This is a genomic window from Tsukamurella sp. PLM1 (assembly GCF_023168325.1).
Taxonomy (GTDB): domain Bacteria; phylum Actinomycetota; class Actinomycetes; order Mycobacteriales; family Mycobacteriaceae; genus Tsukamurella.
In genome coordinates this window covers 1,990,264-2,006,415 of record NZ_AP025688.1, presented here as the reverse complement: position 1 = coordinate 2,006,415, position 16,152 = coordinate 1,990,264, and the positions used below count along the sequence as shown (strand labels likewise).

At 72.1% G+C, this 16,152-nt stretch carries 16 protein-coding genes and 3 pseudogenes; 12 read left to right on the top strand and 7 right to left on the bottom strand.

Annotated features, from left to right (window positions below; genetic code table 11):
• Nucleotides 1-14 precede the first annotated feature (14 nt).
• Nucleotides 15-398, bottom strand: a complete 384-nt coding sequence (locus MTP03_RS10410) for a hypothetical protein (protein WP_248491841.1) — start codon at nucleotides 396-398, stop codon at nucleotides 15-17.
• 60 nt (nucleotides 399-458) lie between these two features.
• On the opposite strand from MTP03_RS10410, the pseudogene treY reads away from it, so the two are divergent.
• The 5 genes and pseudogenes from treY (at nucleotide 459) to MTP03_RS10385 (ending at nucleotide 7,482) form a co-directional block, all read left to right on the top strand.
• A pseudogene (gene treY / locus MTP03_RS10405) lies at nucleotides 459-2,812 on the top strand (malto-oligosyltrehalose synthase).
• A 34-nt stretch (nucleotides 2,813-2,846) separates the two neighbouring features.
• The gene (locus MTP03_RS10400; protein ID WP_248491840.1) at nucleotides 2,847-3,524 is read left to right on the top strand and encodes a hypothetical protein; all 678 of its coding nucleotides are present in this window, start codon (nucleotides 2,847-2,849) and stop codon (nucleotides 3,522-3,524) included.
• A gap of 31 nt (nucleotides 3,525-3,555) precedes the next feature.
• A pseudogene (treZ, locus tag MTP03_RS10395) lies at nucleotides 3,556-5,320 on the top strand (malto-oligosyltrehalose trehalohydrolase).
• A 28-nt stretch (nucleotides 5,321-5,348) separates the two neighbouring features.
• Complete coding sequence (locus MTP03_RS10390) at nucleotides 5,349-6,389, top strand: LLM class F420-dependent oxidoreductase (protein ID WP_248491839.1); 1,041 nt, start codon at nucleotides 5,349-5,351, stop codon at nucleotides 6,387-6,389.
• A gap of 67 nt (nucleotides 6,390-6,456) precedes the next feature.
• Nucleotides 6,457-7,482, top strand: coding sequence for an LLM class flavin-dependent oxidoreductase (locus tag MTP03_RS10385; RefSeq protein WP_248491838.1), 1,026 nt, complete (start codon nucleotides 6,457-6,459; stop codon nucleotides 7,480-7,482).
• Nucleotides 7,483-8,266: 784 nt separating this feature from the next.
• Here the strand turns inward: MTP03_RS10385 and MTP03_RS10380 are convergent.
• Nucleotides 8,267-8,572, bottom strand: a pseudogene (locus MTP03_RS10380) (pyridoxamine 5'-phosphate oxidase family protein); the annotation flags it as partial.
• A gap of 80 nt (nucleotides 8,573-8,652) precedes the next feature.
• On the opposite strand from MTP03_RS10380, the gene MTP03_RS10375 reads away from it, so the two are divergent.
• Nucleotides 8,653-9,153 (top strand): hypothetical protein, encoded by a 501-nt coding sequence (locus MTP03_RS10375; protein WP_248491837.1) that lies wholly within the window; start codon nucleotides 8,653-8,655, stop codon nucleotides 9,151-9,153.
• A 49-nt stretch (nucleotides 9,154-9,202) separates the two neighbouring features.
• Here the strand turns inward: MTP03_RS10375 and MTP03_RS10370 are convergent, their stop codons facing one another.
• The 5 genes from MTP03_RS10370 to MTP03_RS10350 all read right to left on the bottom strand — a co-directional run bounded on the left by MTP03_RS10370 (nucleotide 9,203) and on the right by MTP03_RS10350 (nucleotide 11,652).
• Entirely contained in the window at nucleotides 9,203-9,340 is a 138-nt protein-coding gene (locus MTP03_RS10370; protein WP_248491836.1) for a hypothetical protein, read from the bottom strand.
• Between the two features lie 114 nt (nucleotides 9,341-9,454).
• Complete coding sequence (locus MTP03_RS10365) at nucleotides 9,455-9,715, bottom strand: Txe/YoeB family addiction module toxin (RefSeq protein WP_248491835.1); 261 nt, start codon at nucleotides 9,713-9,715, stop codon at nucleotides 9,455-9,457.
• On the bottom strand, nucleotides 9,712-9,870 hold the full coding sequence (locus tag MTP03_RS10360) for a hypothetical protein (RefSeq protein WP_248491834.1): 159 nt from the start codon (nucleotides 9,868-9,870) through the stop codon (nucleotides 9,712-9,714). Before MTP03_RS10360 ends, MTP03_RS10365 begins: the two co-directional genes overlap by 4 nt.
• A complete protein-coding gene (gene ilvA, locus MTP03_RS10355) occupies nucleotides 9,867-11,198 on the bottom strand; it encodes a threonine ammonia-lyase IlvA (RefSeq protein ID WP_248491833.1) in 1,332 nt (443 codons plus the stop codon). Before ilvA ends, MTP03_RS10360 begins: the two co-directional genes overlap by 4 nt.
• Before the next feature lie 34 nt (nucleotides 11,199-11,232).
• A complete protein-coding gene (locus MTP03_RS10350; protein WP_248491832.1) occupies nucleotides 11,233-11,652 on the bottom strand; it encodes a hypothetical protein in 420 nt (139 codons plus the stop codon).
• Between the two features lie 6 nt (nucleotides 11,653-11,658).
• Here MTP03_RS10350 and MTP03_RS10345 point away from each other — a divergent pair, with 6 nt between their 5' ends.
• The 6 genes from MTP03_RS10345 to MTP03_RS10320 all read left to right on the top strand — a co-directional run bounded on the left by MTP03_RS10345 (nucleotide 11,659) and on the right by MTP03_RS10320 (nucleotide 16,149).
• On the top strand, nucleotides 11,659-12,435 hold the full coding sequence (locus MTP03_RS10345) for a sensor histidine kinase (protein ID WP_248491831.1): 777 nt from the start codon (nucleotides 11,659-11,661) through the stop codon (nucleotides 12,433-12,435).
• Nucleotides 12,432-12,743, top strand: a complete 312-nt coding sequence (locus tag MTP03_RS10340; protein WP_248491830.1) for an ATP-binding protein — start codon at nucleotides 12,432-12,434, stop codon at nucleotides 12,741-12,743. The genes MTP03_RS10345 and MTP03_RS10340 overlap by 4 nt, the downstream gene beginning before the upstream one ends.
• A gap of 63 nt (nucleotides 12,744-12,806) precedes the next feature.
• Nucleotides 12,807-13,418, top strand: coding sequence for a response regulator transcription factor (locus MTP03_RS10335; RefSeq protein WP_248492121.1), 612 nt, complete (start codon nucleotides 12,807-12,809; stop codon nucleotides 13,416-13,418).
• Between the two features lie 116 nt (nucleotides 13,419-13,534).
• Nucleotides 13,535-14,434 (top strand): amino acid ABC transporter permease, encoded by a 900-nt coding sequence (locus MTP03_RS10330; protein ID WP_248492120.1) that lies wholly within the window; start codon nucleotides 13,535-13,537, stop codon nucleotides 14,432-14,434.
• Nucleotides 14,431-15,201 carry an amino acid ABC transporter ATP-binding protein gene (locus tag MTP03_RS10325; RefSeq protein WP_248491829.1) on the top strand — a complete coding sequence of 257 codons (771 nt, stop codon included), beginning with the start codon at nucleotides 14,431-14,433 and terminating at the stop codon, nucleotides 15,199-15,201. The genes MTP03_RS10330 and MTP03_RS10325 overlap by 4 nt, the downstream gene beginning before the upstream one ends.
• Before the next feature lie 150 nt (nucleotides 15,202-15,351).
• Nucleotides 15,352-16,149, top strand: a complete 798-nt coding sequence (locus MTP03_RS10320; RefSeq protein WP_248491828.1) for an ABC transporter substrate-binding protein — start codon at nucleotides 15,352-15,354, stop codon at nucleotides 16,147-16,149.
• Nucleotides 16,150-16,152 lie beyond the last annotated feature (3 nt).

Sequence of the window (16,152 nt, the reverse complement as noted above, 5' to 3'; positions counted from 1 at the left end):
CAGGGGCGGCCCCGTCAACGCCCGACGGTGTGCCGGCCCTCCGCGGATGCGCCCGGCCCCGTCGCTTCCCGCAGCTCGACGAGCGCCCGGCCCACCCAGATCCGGCACCGCACCGTCGTGCCCGCGGAACCGGGCGCGGCGGTGCGGATCGACGCCGTGACCTCGGCGCCGTCGGGCACGTCGCGTTCGGTGTGCTTGCGCAGTCCCGACGGTGCCGGGGCGGGCCCGGCGATCGTGTCGCCGATGCGGTAGGCCACGAGCAGCGGCGGGGTGACGGTGCCGTCCGTGGTGCCACCGTCGAGCTGCACGGTCACCTCGGCGCCCGATCGCGGCCGGTCGCCGCATGCGGCGACGACCAGCAGGCACACGGCGAGCAGCAGGACGGGGCGGGGCGTCATGGTGGTTCCTTCGATCCGGTCGCCTCGGAGCGTAGCGGCTCCCGGTGGCATGATCGGCGCATGGCTTCCGGCGTCCCGCGGCCCGTCGGCGCGACCTATCGCCTCCAACTCGGGCCCGACTTCACGTTCGCCGACGCCGCCCGCCGGGTGCCCTACCTGGCGGATCTGGGCGTGACCCACCTGTACCTCTCCCCGTCCTCGAGGCCGTGCGCGGCTCCACCCACGGCTACGACGTGACCGATCCGACCGCGGTGCGCGCCGAGCTCGGCGGACGCCGGGGCCTCGAGCGACTCGCCGATGCCGCACACATCGACGGTCTGGGCCTGGTGATCGACATCGTCCCGAACCATCTCGGCGTCGGCCGGCCGGAACAGAACCCGTGGTGGTGGGACGTGCTCACGCACGGCCGGAAGTCGGCGTTCGCGCGCTACTTCGACATCGACTGGGAATCCCGCAACGGGGCGGGCGGCAAGCTCGCGCTTCCCGTCCTCGCCTCGGAGGACGACGCCGCGTCGATCACCGTCGACCGGACCGGACCCGAGCCGGTGCTCCGGTATCACGATCGGGTCTTCCCGATCGGCCGCGACGTGGGCGGCGGCGATGCGGAGCGGATTCACTACGCACAGCCCTACCGGCTGGTGCCGTGGCGATCGCCCGTCCGCTCGTACCGCCGGTTCTTCACCGTCGATGACCTGGCCGCGGTCCGCGTCGAGGATCCCGAGGTGTTCGCCGCGACGCACGCCGAGATCGGGTCGTGGTTCGCGGACGGCATTGCCGACGGGCTGCGCGTCGACCATCCCGACGGGCTGGCCGATCCGGTCGGCTACCTGCGGCGGCTGCGCGCGCTCACCGGTCCGGACGCGTGGGTCGTGATCGAGAAGATCCTCGAACCGGGCGAACCGCTGGACCCGGGGCTGCCCGTGGACGGGACGACCGGGTACGACGCGCTCCGCGAGCTCGGCCACGCCCTGCTCGATCCGTCGGGCGCGGCGGGCCTCGGCGCGGTGCACGAGCGCTGGGCGGGCGACGCCGGCGGCGCGGAGGCCCTGAGGGCGGCGCGCGCCGGGATCGCGGACGGTTTCGCCCGGGGCGCACTCGGCCCCGAGCTGCGCCGGCTCGCGCGGGCCGCACTGCGGGAGTCGACGCCCACATCGCTCGCCGGACCGCCCCCGCAACCGCTGATCGAGGAGGCGATCGTCCGGTGGGCGCGGGACACGCCCTACTACCGCGACGACTACCCCGTGCTCGCGGCGGCCGCGGCCCGGCTGCGCGCCGAAGCCCGCACCCGCTCGCAGGAGTGCGAGCCCGATGAGCCCGGCAGCACGGACGCCTTCCACCTGCTCGCGCAGGCACGCGAGCGGGGCGCCGAGACCGCGTTCCGCTTCCCCCAGTTCACGGGGGCGCTCACTGCGAAGACCGTCGAGGACACGCTGTTCTACCGCACCGCCCGCCTGATCTCCCTGCAGGAGGTGGGCGGCGCACCGTCCGACTTCGGGCCGAGCGATCCGCACCCGGCGTTCGCCCGCCGCGCCGCGCAGTGGCCCGCGACGATGACAGCGCTCTCGACCCACGACACCAAACGCGGCGAGGACGTGCGGGCACGCATCGGCGTGCTGAGCCAGTGCCCGGCCGACTGGGCGGCGTTCGCCGACCGGTGGATGCCTCGGCGCCCTCCTCGCTGGATCCCGTGACGGGCCTGTTCCTGCTGCAGACCGCGTTCGGGGTGTGGCCGGAAGACGGGGCGATCACCGACGAGTTCCGCGCGCGCCTGCACGCGTACGCCGAGAAGGCGATGCGCGAGGGCCGCATCGGGACCTCCTGGACCGCGCCAGACGGGGCGTTCGAGGCGGCCGGGCACGCCTTCCTCGACGCCGTCATCGACGGTGCCGCCCCCGCGCAACTGGTGGACGCCCTCGCCCCGCACGGCCGCACGGACGCGCTGGCGCAGAAGCTGCTGCAGCTCGCCGGGCCGGGCGTCCCGGACGTCTACCAGGGCACCGAGCGCTGGGACGACTCGCTCGTCGATCCCGACAACCGCAGGCCGGTCGACTGGGACACACTGACGGGCGCTTCGCACCCGAAGCAGCAACTCGTCCGGTCGGCGCTACGACTGCGGCGCGAGCGGCCGGATAGCTTCGTCGGCGGCACGTACGCGCCGCTCGCGGCGGAGGGCCCGGCGGCGGATCACCTGGTCGGCTTTCCTGCGCGGCGCACCGGGCGCGGCCCCCGACGTGGCCGCCCTCGCGACGCGCCGCTCGCTGGCGCTCCAACACAGCGGCGGGTGGCACGACACGGTCGTCGACCTGCCCCCGGGCCTGTGGACCGATCGCCTGTCGCACCACGTCCACGCGGGCCGGACCCTCCTCGCCGCGCTGTTCATCGAACATCCGGTCGCGCTGCTGACCCGGGATTAGAAAACTTGTCAGTGCCTGCGCGCACACTCGCAGCATGAACAGCGAAACCCCGCGGCCGCTCACGACGGCACTCGCCCAATCCGCCACCGCGCGCACCGGCGTCAGCGGCAACCGGATCCGCGCCTCCTCGCTCGCGCGGGTCGCGGAATCGCTGCGCGAGCACGGCCTCCCCGCCGAGCTCCAGCCGAGCGGCCGCCTCGTGCTGGTCGCGGCCACGTCCCGACTCACGGCCCAGTCCCTCCCGGGCGGGGCGATCGAGGTGCGGGCGTTCCGCGAGGGCCGGCATTCCATCCTGGGCCTGTTGGACCAGCCCGACGAGGTGGCGCACCTGCTGATCCGCTGCGCGGGGATGGCGGCCGCGTGGGAGCTCACGGGCGAGATCCACGATCGTTTGGTGCTCGCGGGCGAGCGGTCCGTGCTCAGTGAGATCCCGATGGGCGACGGGGTGTTCGTCCGGCTCGGCGAGCGCACCTACGCGGAGTTCATCGGCGAGCACGCGAACGCGTGCTTCGGCGAACCGGCGTCCGTCGCCCTCGAGACGCACATCTGCGCCCACTCGCTCGACGACCTGTGGCGCTTCCGCACGCTGCGCGCTCAGGACTTCCCCACCGTCGGCAGGATTACGGGCGGGCAGCACGAGACGGCGGAGTCCGCGCTCGCGGCGCTCGCGCTGCACCGCGCCCGGACCCCGGAATGGGAGCGGCTGCACTGAGGCGTCGCACCGGGGATAGGGTTGCTCACCTATGTCTCCCGCGCCCATCGTCGCCGCGCCGCACACCTTCGAGGTCTGGGCACCGCTCCCGGGCCTCGTGCGGCTCTGGCTCGACGGCGCGGTCCACCCGATGGCCGCCGAAGCCGGCGGGTGGTGGCGAATCCGCGTTCCCGCCGCCCTGGGGGCCGGTACGGATTCCTCCCGGACGACGACGAGACGGTACTGCCGGACCCGCGGTCGCCACGGCAGCCCGACGGCGTGCACTCCCCTTCCGCCCTGATCGGTTCGCCGGCGCTCGCCGACCCGTGGGCGGGTCGGGAACTGCGCGGGTCGGTCGTCTACGAACTGCATGTGGGCACGTTCACGGCGGCGGGCACCTTCGACGCCGCCATCGAGCGACTCCCGCACCTGGTGGCGCTGGGCGTCGGGTTCGTCCAGCTGATGCCCGTCAACGCGTTCAACGGGCCGCACGGCTGGGGGTACGACGGTGTGGGCTGGTTCGCGGTGCACGAGCCGTACGGTGGGCCGGCCGGGCTGGAGCGGTTCGTCGCCGCCGCGCACCGGCTTGGGCTGGGCGTGCTGTTGGACGTGGTGCACAACCATCTCGGACCGTCGGGCAACTACCTGGGCCGGTTCGGGCCGTACGAGACCGACGGGTCCACGCCGTGGGGCCGCACGATCAACCTGTCCGGTGCGGACAGCGCCGAGGTCCGCGCCCTGATCCTCGAGAACGTCGAGTGGTGGTTGCGCCGGTACCGCGTGGACGGGCTACGACTCGACGCGGTGCACGCGCTGGTCGACAGTTCGCCCACGCACCTGCTGCAGGAGGCGGCCGCCCGGGCACGCGCGCTCGAGGCCGAGCTCGGCCGCCCGCTGGCGCTCGTCGCGGAATCGGACCTGAACGATCCGCGGCTGGTCAGCCCCGCCGAGCTCGGCGGATACGGCATCACCGCGCAGTGGGACGACGACGTGCACCACGCGATCCACGCCATCGTCTCCGGCGAGCGACAGGGCTACTACGCCGATTTCGGCAGCCCCGAATGTCTGGCGACGGTGCTCACGGAGGGCTTCTTCCACGCGGGCACGTTCAGTTCGTTTCGCGGCCGCGTGCACGGCGCGCGGATCGATCCGGCGCGGGTGGCACCGTCGCAGCTCCTGGCGTTCACCTGCACGCACGATCAGGTGGGCAATCGCGCCCGGGGCGACCGGCCGTCCGAGTACCTGACGCCCGGCATGCTGGCGGTCAAGGCGGCGCTCGTGCTGTTCTCGGCGTTCACCCCGATGCTGTTCATGGGCGAGGAGTGGGGCGCCACGACCCCGTTCCGGTTCTTCTCCAGCCACCCCGAGCCCGAGCTGGCGCGGGCCACCGTCGAGGGACGCAGGGCGGAGTTCGCGCAGCACGGCTGGCCCCGGGCGAGGTCCCGGATCCGCAGGACCCGGCGACGTTCGCCGCGTCGACGCTCGACTGGTCCGAGCTCGACGCGCCCGCGCACGCCCGGCTCCTGCGCACCTACCGCGACCTCATCGCGCTCCGGGCTCGCCTGTCGGGCGACGACTTCCGGGCCGTGCGCTGTGACCATCCCGGGGAGGCCACGTGGTTCGCAGTGCACCGCGGCGAGACGAGCCTGCTGGTGAACTTCGCGGCCGTACCCGTGACCGCGCCGTTCGCCGGGGATCCGCTGCTCACGTGGGAGCCCACCACGACGCGGGACGGTGCGACAGTCGTGCCGGCGCACTCGTTCGTGGTGATCGACCGCTCGGCCGGGGGCGGCACATCGCCGACACCCTGTTGCTAAGCGGTCGCTTTGTGAGAGTCTTGCGCCTATGCGAATCGGATTGGGCATCAACTACACGGACGGGTTCAAGGCCACGGCCGACGAAGTCCAGGACCTCGAGAAGGCCGGGATCGACATCATCTTCGTCCCCGAGGCGTACTCGTTCGACGCGGTGAGCGCGCTCGGCTACCTCGCCGCGAAGACGGAACGGGTGCAGCTCGCCTCCGGGATCCTGCAGATCTACACCCGCACGCCAACGCTCACGGCGATGACCGCGGCCGGCCTGGACAATGTCTCAGACGGCCGGTTCATCCTGGGCCTCGGCGCTTCGGGTCCGCAGGTGATCGAGGGCTTCCACGGCGTGCAGTACGACGCGCCGATCGGTCGCACCCGCGAGATCATCGAGATCTGCCGCAAGGTGTGGCTGCGCGAGCGGCTCGACCACCAGGGCAAGTACTACACGATGCCCCTGACCGCCGAAGGTGGCGGGACCGGCTTGGGCAAGCCGCTCAAGCTGATCAACCACCCGGTCCGCGACCGCATCCCGGTGCTGCTCGCCGCGCTCGGCCAGAAGAACGTTGCCCTCGCCGCGGAGGTGGCGGAGGGCTGGCAGCCGATCTTCTTCCTGCCGGAGAAGGCGAAGGACGTGTGGGGCGACGCCGTCGCCGCGGGCAAGGCCAAGCGCGACCCGAGCCTCGGCGAGCTCGACATCTACGCGGGGCCGGCGCTCGCCATCGGCGACGACGTGGAGGAGCTGCTCGGGTTCGTGAAGCCGCACCTCGCGCTGTACATCGGCGGCATGGGCGCGAAGGGCAAGAACTTCTACCACACCCTGGCCACCAACTACGGCTACGGCGCCGAGGCCGACCGCATCCAGGAGCTGTACCTCGCGGGCGACAAGGCCGCCGCCGCGGCGGCGGTCCCCGACGAGCTGGCGCGCAACGTCTCGCTCATCGGCCCGAAGGGCTTCGTCAAGGAGCGGGTCGCGGCGTTCGCCGAGGCCGGCGCCACGGTGCTCAACGTCGCGCCCATCGCGGCCGACCCGGCGGGCCGGGTCAAGCAGATCGAGCTGTTGCGCGAGCTGGTCTGACGCCGCCGGTTTCGACGATCGGGGGCGGTTCGGGAAGATTCCCGGGCCGCCCTCTGTTGTCCCTTCAGTGACCGAAGCTTCCTTCTCCCGCCCTCGCCTGTCGCTCCTCGAGCTCGCGCCCGTCGTCGACGGTGCCTCCTTCGGCGACGCCCTGCGTGCCACCATCGCCACGGCGCAGGAGGCGGAACGCCTGGGCTACCACCGGGTCTGGGTCGCCGAGCACCACTCGATGCCCGGCATCGCGAGCTCGGCGCCGGCAGTGCTGATCGGGCAGATCGCGGCGGCCACCGAATCGATCCGGGTGGGATCCGGCGGCGTCATGCTGCCCAACCACCAGCCGTTGGTGGTGGCCGAGCAGTTCGGCACGCTGGACGCGCTGTTCCCGGACCGCATCGATCTCGGGATCGGCCGTGCCCCCGGCACCGACCAGCTCACGGCCCACGCGCTGCGCGGCGGCGGGGTGAGCGAGTCGGTCGACGACTTCCCGCAGGCGCTCGCCCACCTGCGGGCCTTCTTCAACGACGGCTTCCCCGCCGACCACCCGTACGCGGCGATCACCGCGACGCCGGGCATCGGCGCGCACCCGCAGGTGTGGCTGCTGGGCTCGTCCACGTTCAGCGCCAAGCTCGCCGGCCTGCTGGGGCTGCCGTTCTCGTTCGCCCGGCACTTCGCGCCGCAGGCCACGATGCCCGCGCTCGCCGAGTACCGCGACAGCTTCCGGCCGGGCGAGATCGCGGCACCGTCGGCCATGCTGACGGTGACGGTGGTGGCGGCCGACACCGACGCGGAGGCCGAGCGCATCGCCGGACCGGCGAAGGCGGCGATGTACCGGGTGCGCACCGGCAACCCCGGGCGGCTGCCGACCTACGATCAGGCGGCCGCGGCCCCGCTGACGGCGGAGCAGGAGGCGTCGATCGCGCCGTCGACATCGGCGTGGATCGTCGGCTCGCAGGCGACGGTGCGCGACGGGCTCGCCGCGCTGCTCGAGCGCACCCGGCCGCAGGAGCTGATGATCTCCGGGATGATTCCCGGGCTCGCCGAGCGTCGGCGCAGCCTCGCGCTGATCAGGGCCGCGGTCGACGAGCTCGGATGAGCGCGGTCAGCGCGTGCCGTAGGTGAACACGAGGTCCCACGGGTCGAGCCCCCACCCGCGGACGGCCTCGGTGATCAGGCTGGGGACCATCGTCAGGGTCTCGGGCGTCGACGGTGCCGCGACCGTGTGCGTCGCGTTCGCGGGGTCGACGTACGGTCCCAGAGCAGCGAATCCTGCGGAGCGGGCGCGGTTTCGACAACGGCGACGTGGTCGGCACCGTCGGGCATGACGGCGAAGAGGCAGAACCTGCGCTCCCCGCTCCGGGCTCGCCGGCGGCCTCGGTGGGCTCGACGACGAGGAACTCCCCCGCGTCCACGCATCGCGCGACGGCGCGTTCGAGGATCTCCCGGAAGTCCTCGAACGTTCCGCGCGAGGCCGTCGTCGCGGCTCGGCCAGGTCCATGGACTGCGGCTCCATCGTGAGCCCGCCGCCCGCGGCGCCGGGGACGGGGAGGCGCGGCCGCACCACGAGGGTGTCGCCGGTCAGGGTGCCGACCTCGCGGAACAGGCCCTTTCCGACCTCGGCGCGCGTGAGTGATCGATCCCTGTGCCGTGCGGAGCCATTCGTCTTGCGGGACGGACCAGAGCCGGCCGGTGCCGTCCCCGGTCCACGTGCGCAGCCGGCCGCCGACGCACGGCCCGAGCTGGACCTCGAAGCCGCTCATGCGGTGACGTCGCCGTTGTAGAGGACGCGGGCCGGGCGCACGCGTACCACGACCTCCTCGGGCACGGCGTTGCGGCGGCCGTACTCCTCGCCGCGCTCGGCGCCCATGTACCGCACGCCGCACGCCGTGCACCTTCAGCAGGTAGTCCGGATCGTCGACGAGTTCGGCGAGGCCCTGTACCTGCGCGAACGCGTACGGGGGCTCCTGCAGGTCCACGCTCACGCTGACCCGCGGATCCTTCGCCAGGAGTTTGCCTTTCGGCGTGTCACGACCGGTGGCGAAGACGACGCAGCCGTCGTCGACCACGAACCAGACCGGCGCGGTGAGCGGTCGCCCGTCGCCGCCGAGGTACGCGAGGTGCCCCGTGCGCGTTCCGGCGGAGAGGAACTCGATCACGGCGGGTTCGAGGCGCTCTGAGCGGTGCATGCTCGCCAGGGTACGTCTCCACCCGGATCTCCACCCGCGGGTCGATCCGCCGCGGCCCGGTTCGGACGAGAGTCATCGGCATGACGAACGCCACCGCCGCCCTCATCGCCGTCCTCGCCCTCGGCTGGATCTTCTACCGCCAGTTGCAGGCCCGCCCGCTCAAGGACAAGACCGCCCGCGTGGCCGCCGCGCTCGCGATCATCGGCCTGGTCCAGACGGTGCAGTACGTGTCGTCGGGCGGCGAGGTGGGCGCCGGCCATGTGGTGGCCGCCGTCCTGGGCCTGATCATCGCCGTCGCGCTCGCCTACCCGCGGGCGCTCAGCACCAGGGTCTTCCCCGGCCCCGACGGCCGCTATCTGCGCCAGGGCACGGCCGCGACCATCGGCCTGTGGCTCGTGGCGATCGGCCTGCACGTGGCCGTGGACTTCCTCGTCCCCGCCGCGCTCGGCGACCACTCCGGCCGCGGCTTCGCCGGCGTCACGACGATGCTGTTCATCGGCGTCACCCTGTTCGCGCAGAGCTGGTTCATCCAGCAGCGCGTGGCCGCGCACCGCGCGCAGCAGGTGGTCCCGGCCGGCTGACCGGCTGAGCCGCGCATGCCCGACGGTGCGCTGCACCGTCGGGCCGTTGTCACAGTTCGGGTGTACGCGCGATGAGGCCCAGACGCGCCGGATCGAACTCGATCTCGGAGCCATCTCCGGAACCGAGTATCTCCACCAGCGTAGTAGCCGCGTTCTCCCGCATTTCGCGCTCGGGTTCCTTCGTCACGTACGAATGATCTCTGATCATGGGCATCCGGCGCCAGCTGTTTCCTCGCATCAAGATTCGTCATGGTCCGTTGCGAATCAGGTTGGCGCGTAGCGAGTTTCCATGAGGGTTCGCCTACTTCGCGTAGTGGTACCGGACCTGCAGGACGATCAGGTCATCGCCGGGCACCTGATACACCAGCCGGTGCTCCTCGTTGATACGACGCGACCAGGCACCGGCGATTCCGTACTTGAGCGGCTCGGGCTTCCCGATCCCTCCGGTCGGGTCGCGCGCAGCATCCGCCAGCAGCCGATTGATCCGCTTGAGCAACGAGCGATCGGCCTGCTGCCAGAAGACGTAGTCCTCCCACCCCTGCGGGGTGAAGACGATCCTCACTCGAGATCCAGCGAATGCTCCGCGAACTCGCCGCGTTCCGCAGCCTCCGCGGCGTCGAGCAGACGCTGCGCATTCGCCGGCGAGCGGAACAGGTACGCGGTCTCCTGCCACGCCGATTCGTCACCCGAGTTCGCCACTCCGTCGTCCTTGGTCACGTCAGGTAGCGGTACGCGGGCGAACCGGGCTCGAGGCGCTCGCAGTGCAGGCGCGAGGAGTCCATGCGCTCGAGCAGGGCACCCAGGTCGCCGGCATGGCCGAGCTCCACGCCCACGAGTGCCTCGCCGGTGTCGCGGTTGTTGCGCTTGACGTACTCGAACAGCGTGATGTCGTCATCGGGGCCGAGCACGTCGTCGAGGAACCGTCGCAGGGCGCCGGGCTCCTGCGGGAACGCGACGAGGAAGTAGTGCTTGAGCCCCTGGTGCACCAGGGAGCGCTCGATCACCTCGTTGTAGCGCGACACGTCGTTGTTGCCGCCCGACAGCAGGCACACCACGGTGGAGCCGGGCTCGAACCGCAGCTGCGCCAGCGCGGCCACCGACAGCGCGCCGGCGGGCTCGGCGATGACGCCCTCGTTCTGGTACAGGTCCAGCATCGCGGTGCAGATGGCGCCCTCATCCACCTCGATGATCCCCAGCTCGCCCGCGGCCACGTCGCGGACCTCGTGTGCGGGCCACACGGCACCGCCCTCGGCGACGGCGACGTCGTAGCCGATCGCCCCGATCCGCTTGACGGCGGCACCGTCGACGAACGGGTCGATGGTCTCCAAATCGACCGGGCCGCCGGACTCGATCGCCCGGGCCAACGACGGCGCGCCGGCGGGCTCGGCCCCGACGATGGTCGCGTCGGGCGACTGCGAACGAAGGTAGCGCGTGACCCCGGCGAAGCAGCCCGCCCCGCCGACGGGCATGACGGTCACGTCGGGGACGACTCCGCCGAGCTGCTCGACCAGCTCCACGCCGATCGTGCCCTGCCCGGCGGTGGTGCGGGCGTCGTCGAAGGCGTGCACCCAGGTGGCGCCGCTCGCCACCACGTCCTCCTTCGCGGCGGCGGCCGCGGCGTCGTAGGTCTCGCCGACGGCGATCAGCTCCACGAACCGGCCGCCGTGGGCGCGGATGCGGTCGCGCTTCTGCTTCGGCGTGGTGGTCGGCACGTAGATCCGGCCGTGCACCTCCATCGCCCGACAGGCGAACGCGACGCCCTGCGCGTGGTTCCCGGCCGATGCGGCCACCACGCCGGCGGCCTTCTCCGCCCCGGTGAGCTGCGCCATCAGGTTGTACGCGCCGCGGATCTTGTAGGACCGCACCACCTGCAGGTCCTCGCGCTTGAGGTACACCTTCGCGCCGGTCAGCGCCGACAGCCGATCGCACAGCTGCAGCGGGCTCTCCGACACCACGCCGGCCAGCCGCGTCTGGGCCTCGATGATCGCGTCCACCGTGAGGTCGGCGGCGGCGCTGGACATCGGTGCGGGCATACGTGCTGACATGCCGGCCATTTTCCCACCCACAGGGAACGCGATCTCACCCCGCCCGCCGAGCGCGCCGGGTTCGCGCGATCTCGGACGCCGCGAACACCAGCGCGAGCCACACCGTCAGGCCCATCATGCCGCCCCCGACCAGCAGGATCAGCCCCACCAGCCACAGCCCCGTCGAGTCCTGGGACGCCCACGCGGCCCACGGCACGGCGAAGCCCAGCACCGCGACGGCGGGGATCACCGCGAGCAGCCAGACGTGCCGCAGATACAGGAACGCCACCGTCGCCGCCCCGACGATCGCCGCGCCGCACGCGATCACCTGCCACGGCCGGTACGGGCCCTGCGTCACCCCGTCGACCTCGTAGTACTCCTGGTCCCACCCGAGGAACGCGAACCACATGGCGCCCGCGAACACCGCGAGCGCCGCCAGCACACCAGTACGCGCATGCCGCCACTCTGCCATCATTGCCAGGTGTTCGACGGTGACCGCATGCGCTTCGGGTTCTGGGCGTCGGTCCTGGGGTTGGTGGTCGGCGCGGCGTCACTGCACTGGGACCGGAACACCCCCTGGCTGGCGATCCTGTACGCGCTCACCTGCCTCGTCGTCGCGGCGCGCACGATTCCGGCGCGACGGCTGCCCGAACCGGCGTGGATCGGCGTCGAGGCCACGGGCGTCGTGATCGCCGGCGGCCTGTTCGCGCTGCAGACCAACCCCGGCACGGGCACGGTCCTGTACGTCTCGGCCGTCTACTTCGGAGTCCGTTTCCCCCAGCGCGTGTCCGTATCGCTCGCGGCGCTGCTCGGTGGCACCGTCGCGCTCGGCCTCGCGGTGCAGCACTCGACCGACTTCTGGATCGGTGGCACGATCTTCGTCGCGGTCTGGGCCGGGATCGCCCGGCGCACGCGCCTCGAACGCACCCGGGCGCTCGAACAACTCGTGGAGCAGACCAGGCTCACCGCGGACTCCGAGGCGCGCGGCAGCGCCCTCGCCGAGCGCGCCCGCATCGCCCGCGACCTGCACGACGTGCTCGCCCACACCCTCTCCGGCGCGGGCATGCAGCTCGAGCTCGCCGACGCACTCCTCGAGGCCGGCCGCACCGACGACGCCCGTCGGGCCGTGCAGCGCGCCCGCGGCGCCCTCGCGGACGGGGTGGTCGGGGCCCGCGACGCGGTCCACACGCTCCGGGGGACACCGTCGACCTGCCCACCGCCCTGGAGGCGCTCGCCGAGGGAACGCACGAGACGGTGACGGCCGCGCCGGTCGAGCTGGACGCCGCGGCCGCCCGGGCGGTGCTGCGCGTCGCGCAGGAGGCGTTCACCAACGCCCGACGGTACGCCGCGGGCGCGCCGGTGGCGGCCCGTCTGGCATCGCTGCCCGACGGTGCCGAACTCATTGTGACCAACGCACCCGGGACCGCCCAGGCAGCCCGCGGATCCGGCATGGGGCTGCTAGGCATGCGGGAGCGCGCCGCCGAAGTGGGCGGCACGCTGCACGCCGGCCCGGCCGGCGATGGAGGATGGACCGTGCGCCTGCACATCCCGACGAAGGAGCCGTGAGTGAACGACGTCCGAGTGGTCGTCGCCGACGACCAGGCGACGATCCGCGAGGCACTCGCCGCGATGCTCGACCTCGCGCCGGGCATCGCGGTCGTGGGCGCCGCCGCCGACGGTGCCGAGGCCGTCACGCTCGTCCGGGAGCAGCGCCCGCACGTCCTGCTGACCGACCTACGGATGCCGAACCTCGACGGTGCCGCCGCCACCGAGCGCGTCCTGTCGGAGCTCCCGGAGACCGCCGTCGTCCTCCTCACCACGTACGACGACGAGGACTCGATCCTGCGCGGGCTGCAGGCCGGGGCGCGGGGCTACCTCACCAAGAACGCCGGCCGCACCGAGATCGCGGCGGCGATCATGGCGGCCGCCGCCGGGCAGTCCGTCCTGGATCCGGCGGTCCAGCAACGGCTGCTGGCGTCGGCGACGGGCGGAGGCGACCGCGCACCGTCGAATCCGCCCGTGGTTCCGCCCACGGACCTCACGCCCCGCGAGACGGAGGTCCTGCGGCTCATCGCCGACGGGCTCACCAACCGGGACATCGCGGCGCGGCTGTTCGTCAGCGAGTCGACGGTGAAGACGCACATCAACAACCTGTTCGCGAAGGCCCATCTGCGCGATCGCGCGCACGCCGTCCGCTACGCGTTCGAGACCGGCGTGGCGGCATCCGGTCACCCCGATTGAAACCCTGTCCGCCTGCACCCCAACGGCTTACCGTCGGTCATCATGGCGACGACGATCCTCTCCGCCCCGCGCGGGCCGACACGACCCGGACGGGAACGCCCGACGGTGGTGTCCGACTGATCCCGCGGCGACGACCCGGACGGTGGGTGAGCGTGGCGGTGGTCGCCGTGCTGGGCGCGATGGTCGTGCACACGCTCATCACCAATGAACGGTTCGAATGGCCAACCGTGGCGCACTACTTCACGCAGGCCGCCGTGCTCAAGGGCCTCTGGCTCACCCTCTGGCTCACGGCCGTCACCTTCGGGGCGGGTTTCGTCCTGGGGATCGGCCTGGCGGCGATGCGGCTGTGGGGCGGGCCGGTGCTCCGAACGGTGTCGTTCGTGTTCGTCTGGCTGGTGCGGTCGGTCCCGCCTCTGGTGCTGCTGCTCTTCTGGTTCCAGCTCGCGTCGCTGTATCCACGACTGTCGCTGGGCATCCCGTTCGGCCCCGAGTTCGTCACGGTCGACACCACGCACCTCATCAGCGGGCTGGTCGCGGCGTTCATCGCGCTGACCATCGACGTTGCCGCGTTCGCCGCGGAGATCGTCCGCGGCGGGCTGGTGTCCGTGGACCCGGGCCAGACGGCGGCCGCGCGGTCGCTGGGCCTGAGCCCGCGACGCATCTTCCGCCGGATCGTCCTCCCGCAGGCGATGCCCGCCATCATCCCCGCCTCCGGCAACCTGCTCATCGGGCTGCTGAAGTCGACGTCGCTGGTCAGCGTCATCGCGGTGACCGACCTGCTGTACTCGGTGCAGCTGGTCTACAACCAGAACTTCAAGGTGATGCCGCTGCTGTTGGTGGCGACCATTTGGTACGTCGTGATCACGTCCGTCCTGGCCGTGGGCCAGTACTTCGTGGAGCGCCGGTTCAACCGGGGCCGACGGGACGCCCGCCCGTTCCGCGAGGTCCTCGCCGACGCGGCCCGCCTGCGTCCGCGGCTCCCCCGCAGCGTCCGCACCGCGGGAGACCGCGAATGAGCGCGATCGAGGTGCGCGGGCTCCGGAAGTCCTTCGGCGGCACCGAGGTGTTACGCGGCGTCGACCTGGACGTCGCGCAGGGCGAGGTCGCCATCGTTCTCGGCCCCTCGGGGTCGGGGAAGTCGACGCTGCTCCGCTGCATCAACCACCTGGAGCGGCCCGACGCCGGCTACGTCCGGGTGAACGACGACCTGATCGGCTACCGCGAGGGCGGCCACCGCGGCGACGCGACCGTGCTGCGCGAGCTGCACCCCCGCGACGTGGCGCGGCAACGCCGCCGCATCGGGATGGTCTTCCAGCAGTTCAACCTTTTCCCGCACTTCACGGTCCTGGAGAACCTCACGGAGGGGCAGCTCGCGACCGGCGTCTCCCCCGGCGAGGCGGCCGAGCGCGGGCGCGAGCTCCTCGCGCGCGTCGGCCTCGCGGGCCGCGAGAAGGCGTACCCGTCGCAGCTCTCGGGCGGCCAGCAGCAGCGGGTCGCGATCGCCCGCACGCTGGCCATGCGACCCGACGTGGTGCTCTTCGACGAGCCCACCTCGGCACTGGACCCGGAGCTGGTCGGCGAGGTGCTGGCCGTGATCCGCGACCTCGCCGAGTCGGGTATGACCCTCGTCGTGGTGACGCACGAGATCGGTTTCGCCCGCGACGTCGCCGACACCGTGATCTTCATGGACGACGGCCGCATCGTCGAGTCCGGCCGGCCCGACGCGATCTTCGCCGACGCCGAGCACCCCCGCACCCGCGAATTCCTCGCGGCCGTGCGCTGATCCCCGCTAGATCCGAATTCAAGGAGACCCCATGCGCAGCCGCGCCTGCTCGCCCTGCCCCTGATCGCCGCCGCCACGCTCCTCTCGGCGTGCGGCGGCTCGTCCGATCCGGCGGCCCAGAGCTCGAGCTACCCGATCCCGACGCAGGACGTGGTGTCGTCCGTCGCCGTCGACCCGGCCGCCCAAGCCCTGCTGCCGGCCGGCACGAAGGAGCTGACGCTGGGGCTCACCCGGCAGGCGGGCGTCAACAACCTGCCGCATGCCGGGGAGGTCCCCGACGGCAATCCGGTGGGCCTGGACGTGGACCTCCGCAACGCCGTGGCCAAGGCCCTCGGCGTGACCTGGAAGCAGGAGATCGGGACCTTCTCAACGATCATCCCAGGCGTGCAGAACGGCCGGTACCAGGTGGGCCAGGGCAACTTCGGCGTCACCAGGCCGCGCCTCGAGGTCGTCGACTTCGCGACGTACCTCAACGACGGCCAGTCCTTCGTCGGCTCGTCGAACTCCGGCCTGACGAGTGTGAAGACGCTGGAGGACCTGTGCGGCAAGAAGGTCGTCACCGGTTCGGGCACCACCTTCCAGCAGATCCTGGAGAAGGGCGTCGGCCAATGCACGTCGAAGGGCAAGCCCGCGTACACCGTTCAGTACCTCGACGAGCAGGGCGCGATCATCCTCAGCCTGCAGAACAACCGCGTCGACGCGTACTTCGGGCCCACGCTCTCGCTGCGCTACCTGGTGGACAAGGTGCCCGGCACCACGTTCCTCGGTGAGTACTCCACCACGACGGTCGGTTTCGTCACCGCGAAAGGCTCGCCGCTCGCGCCCGCGGTCAGCCGGGCGATCAACACTCTGATCGAACGAGGCGAGTACCAGAAGCTGTTCGAGAAGTGGAAGGTCCCGCAGTCGGCTCTACCGAAGTCCGACGTCAACCCGGCCGCTGGGTTCTGACCC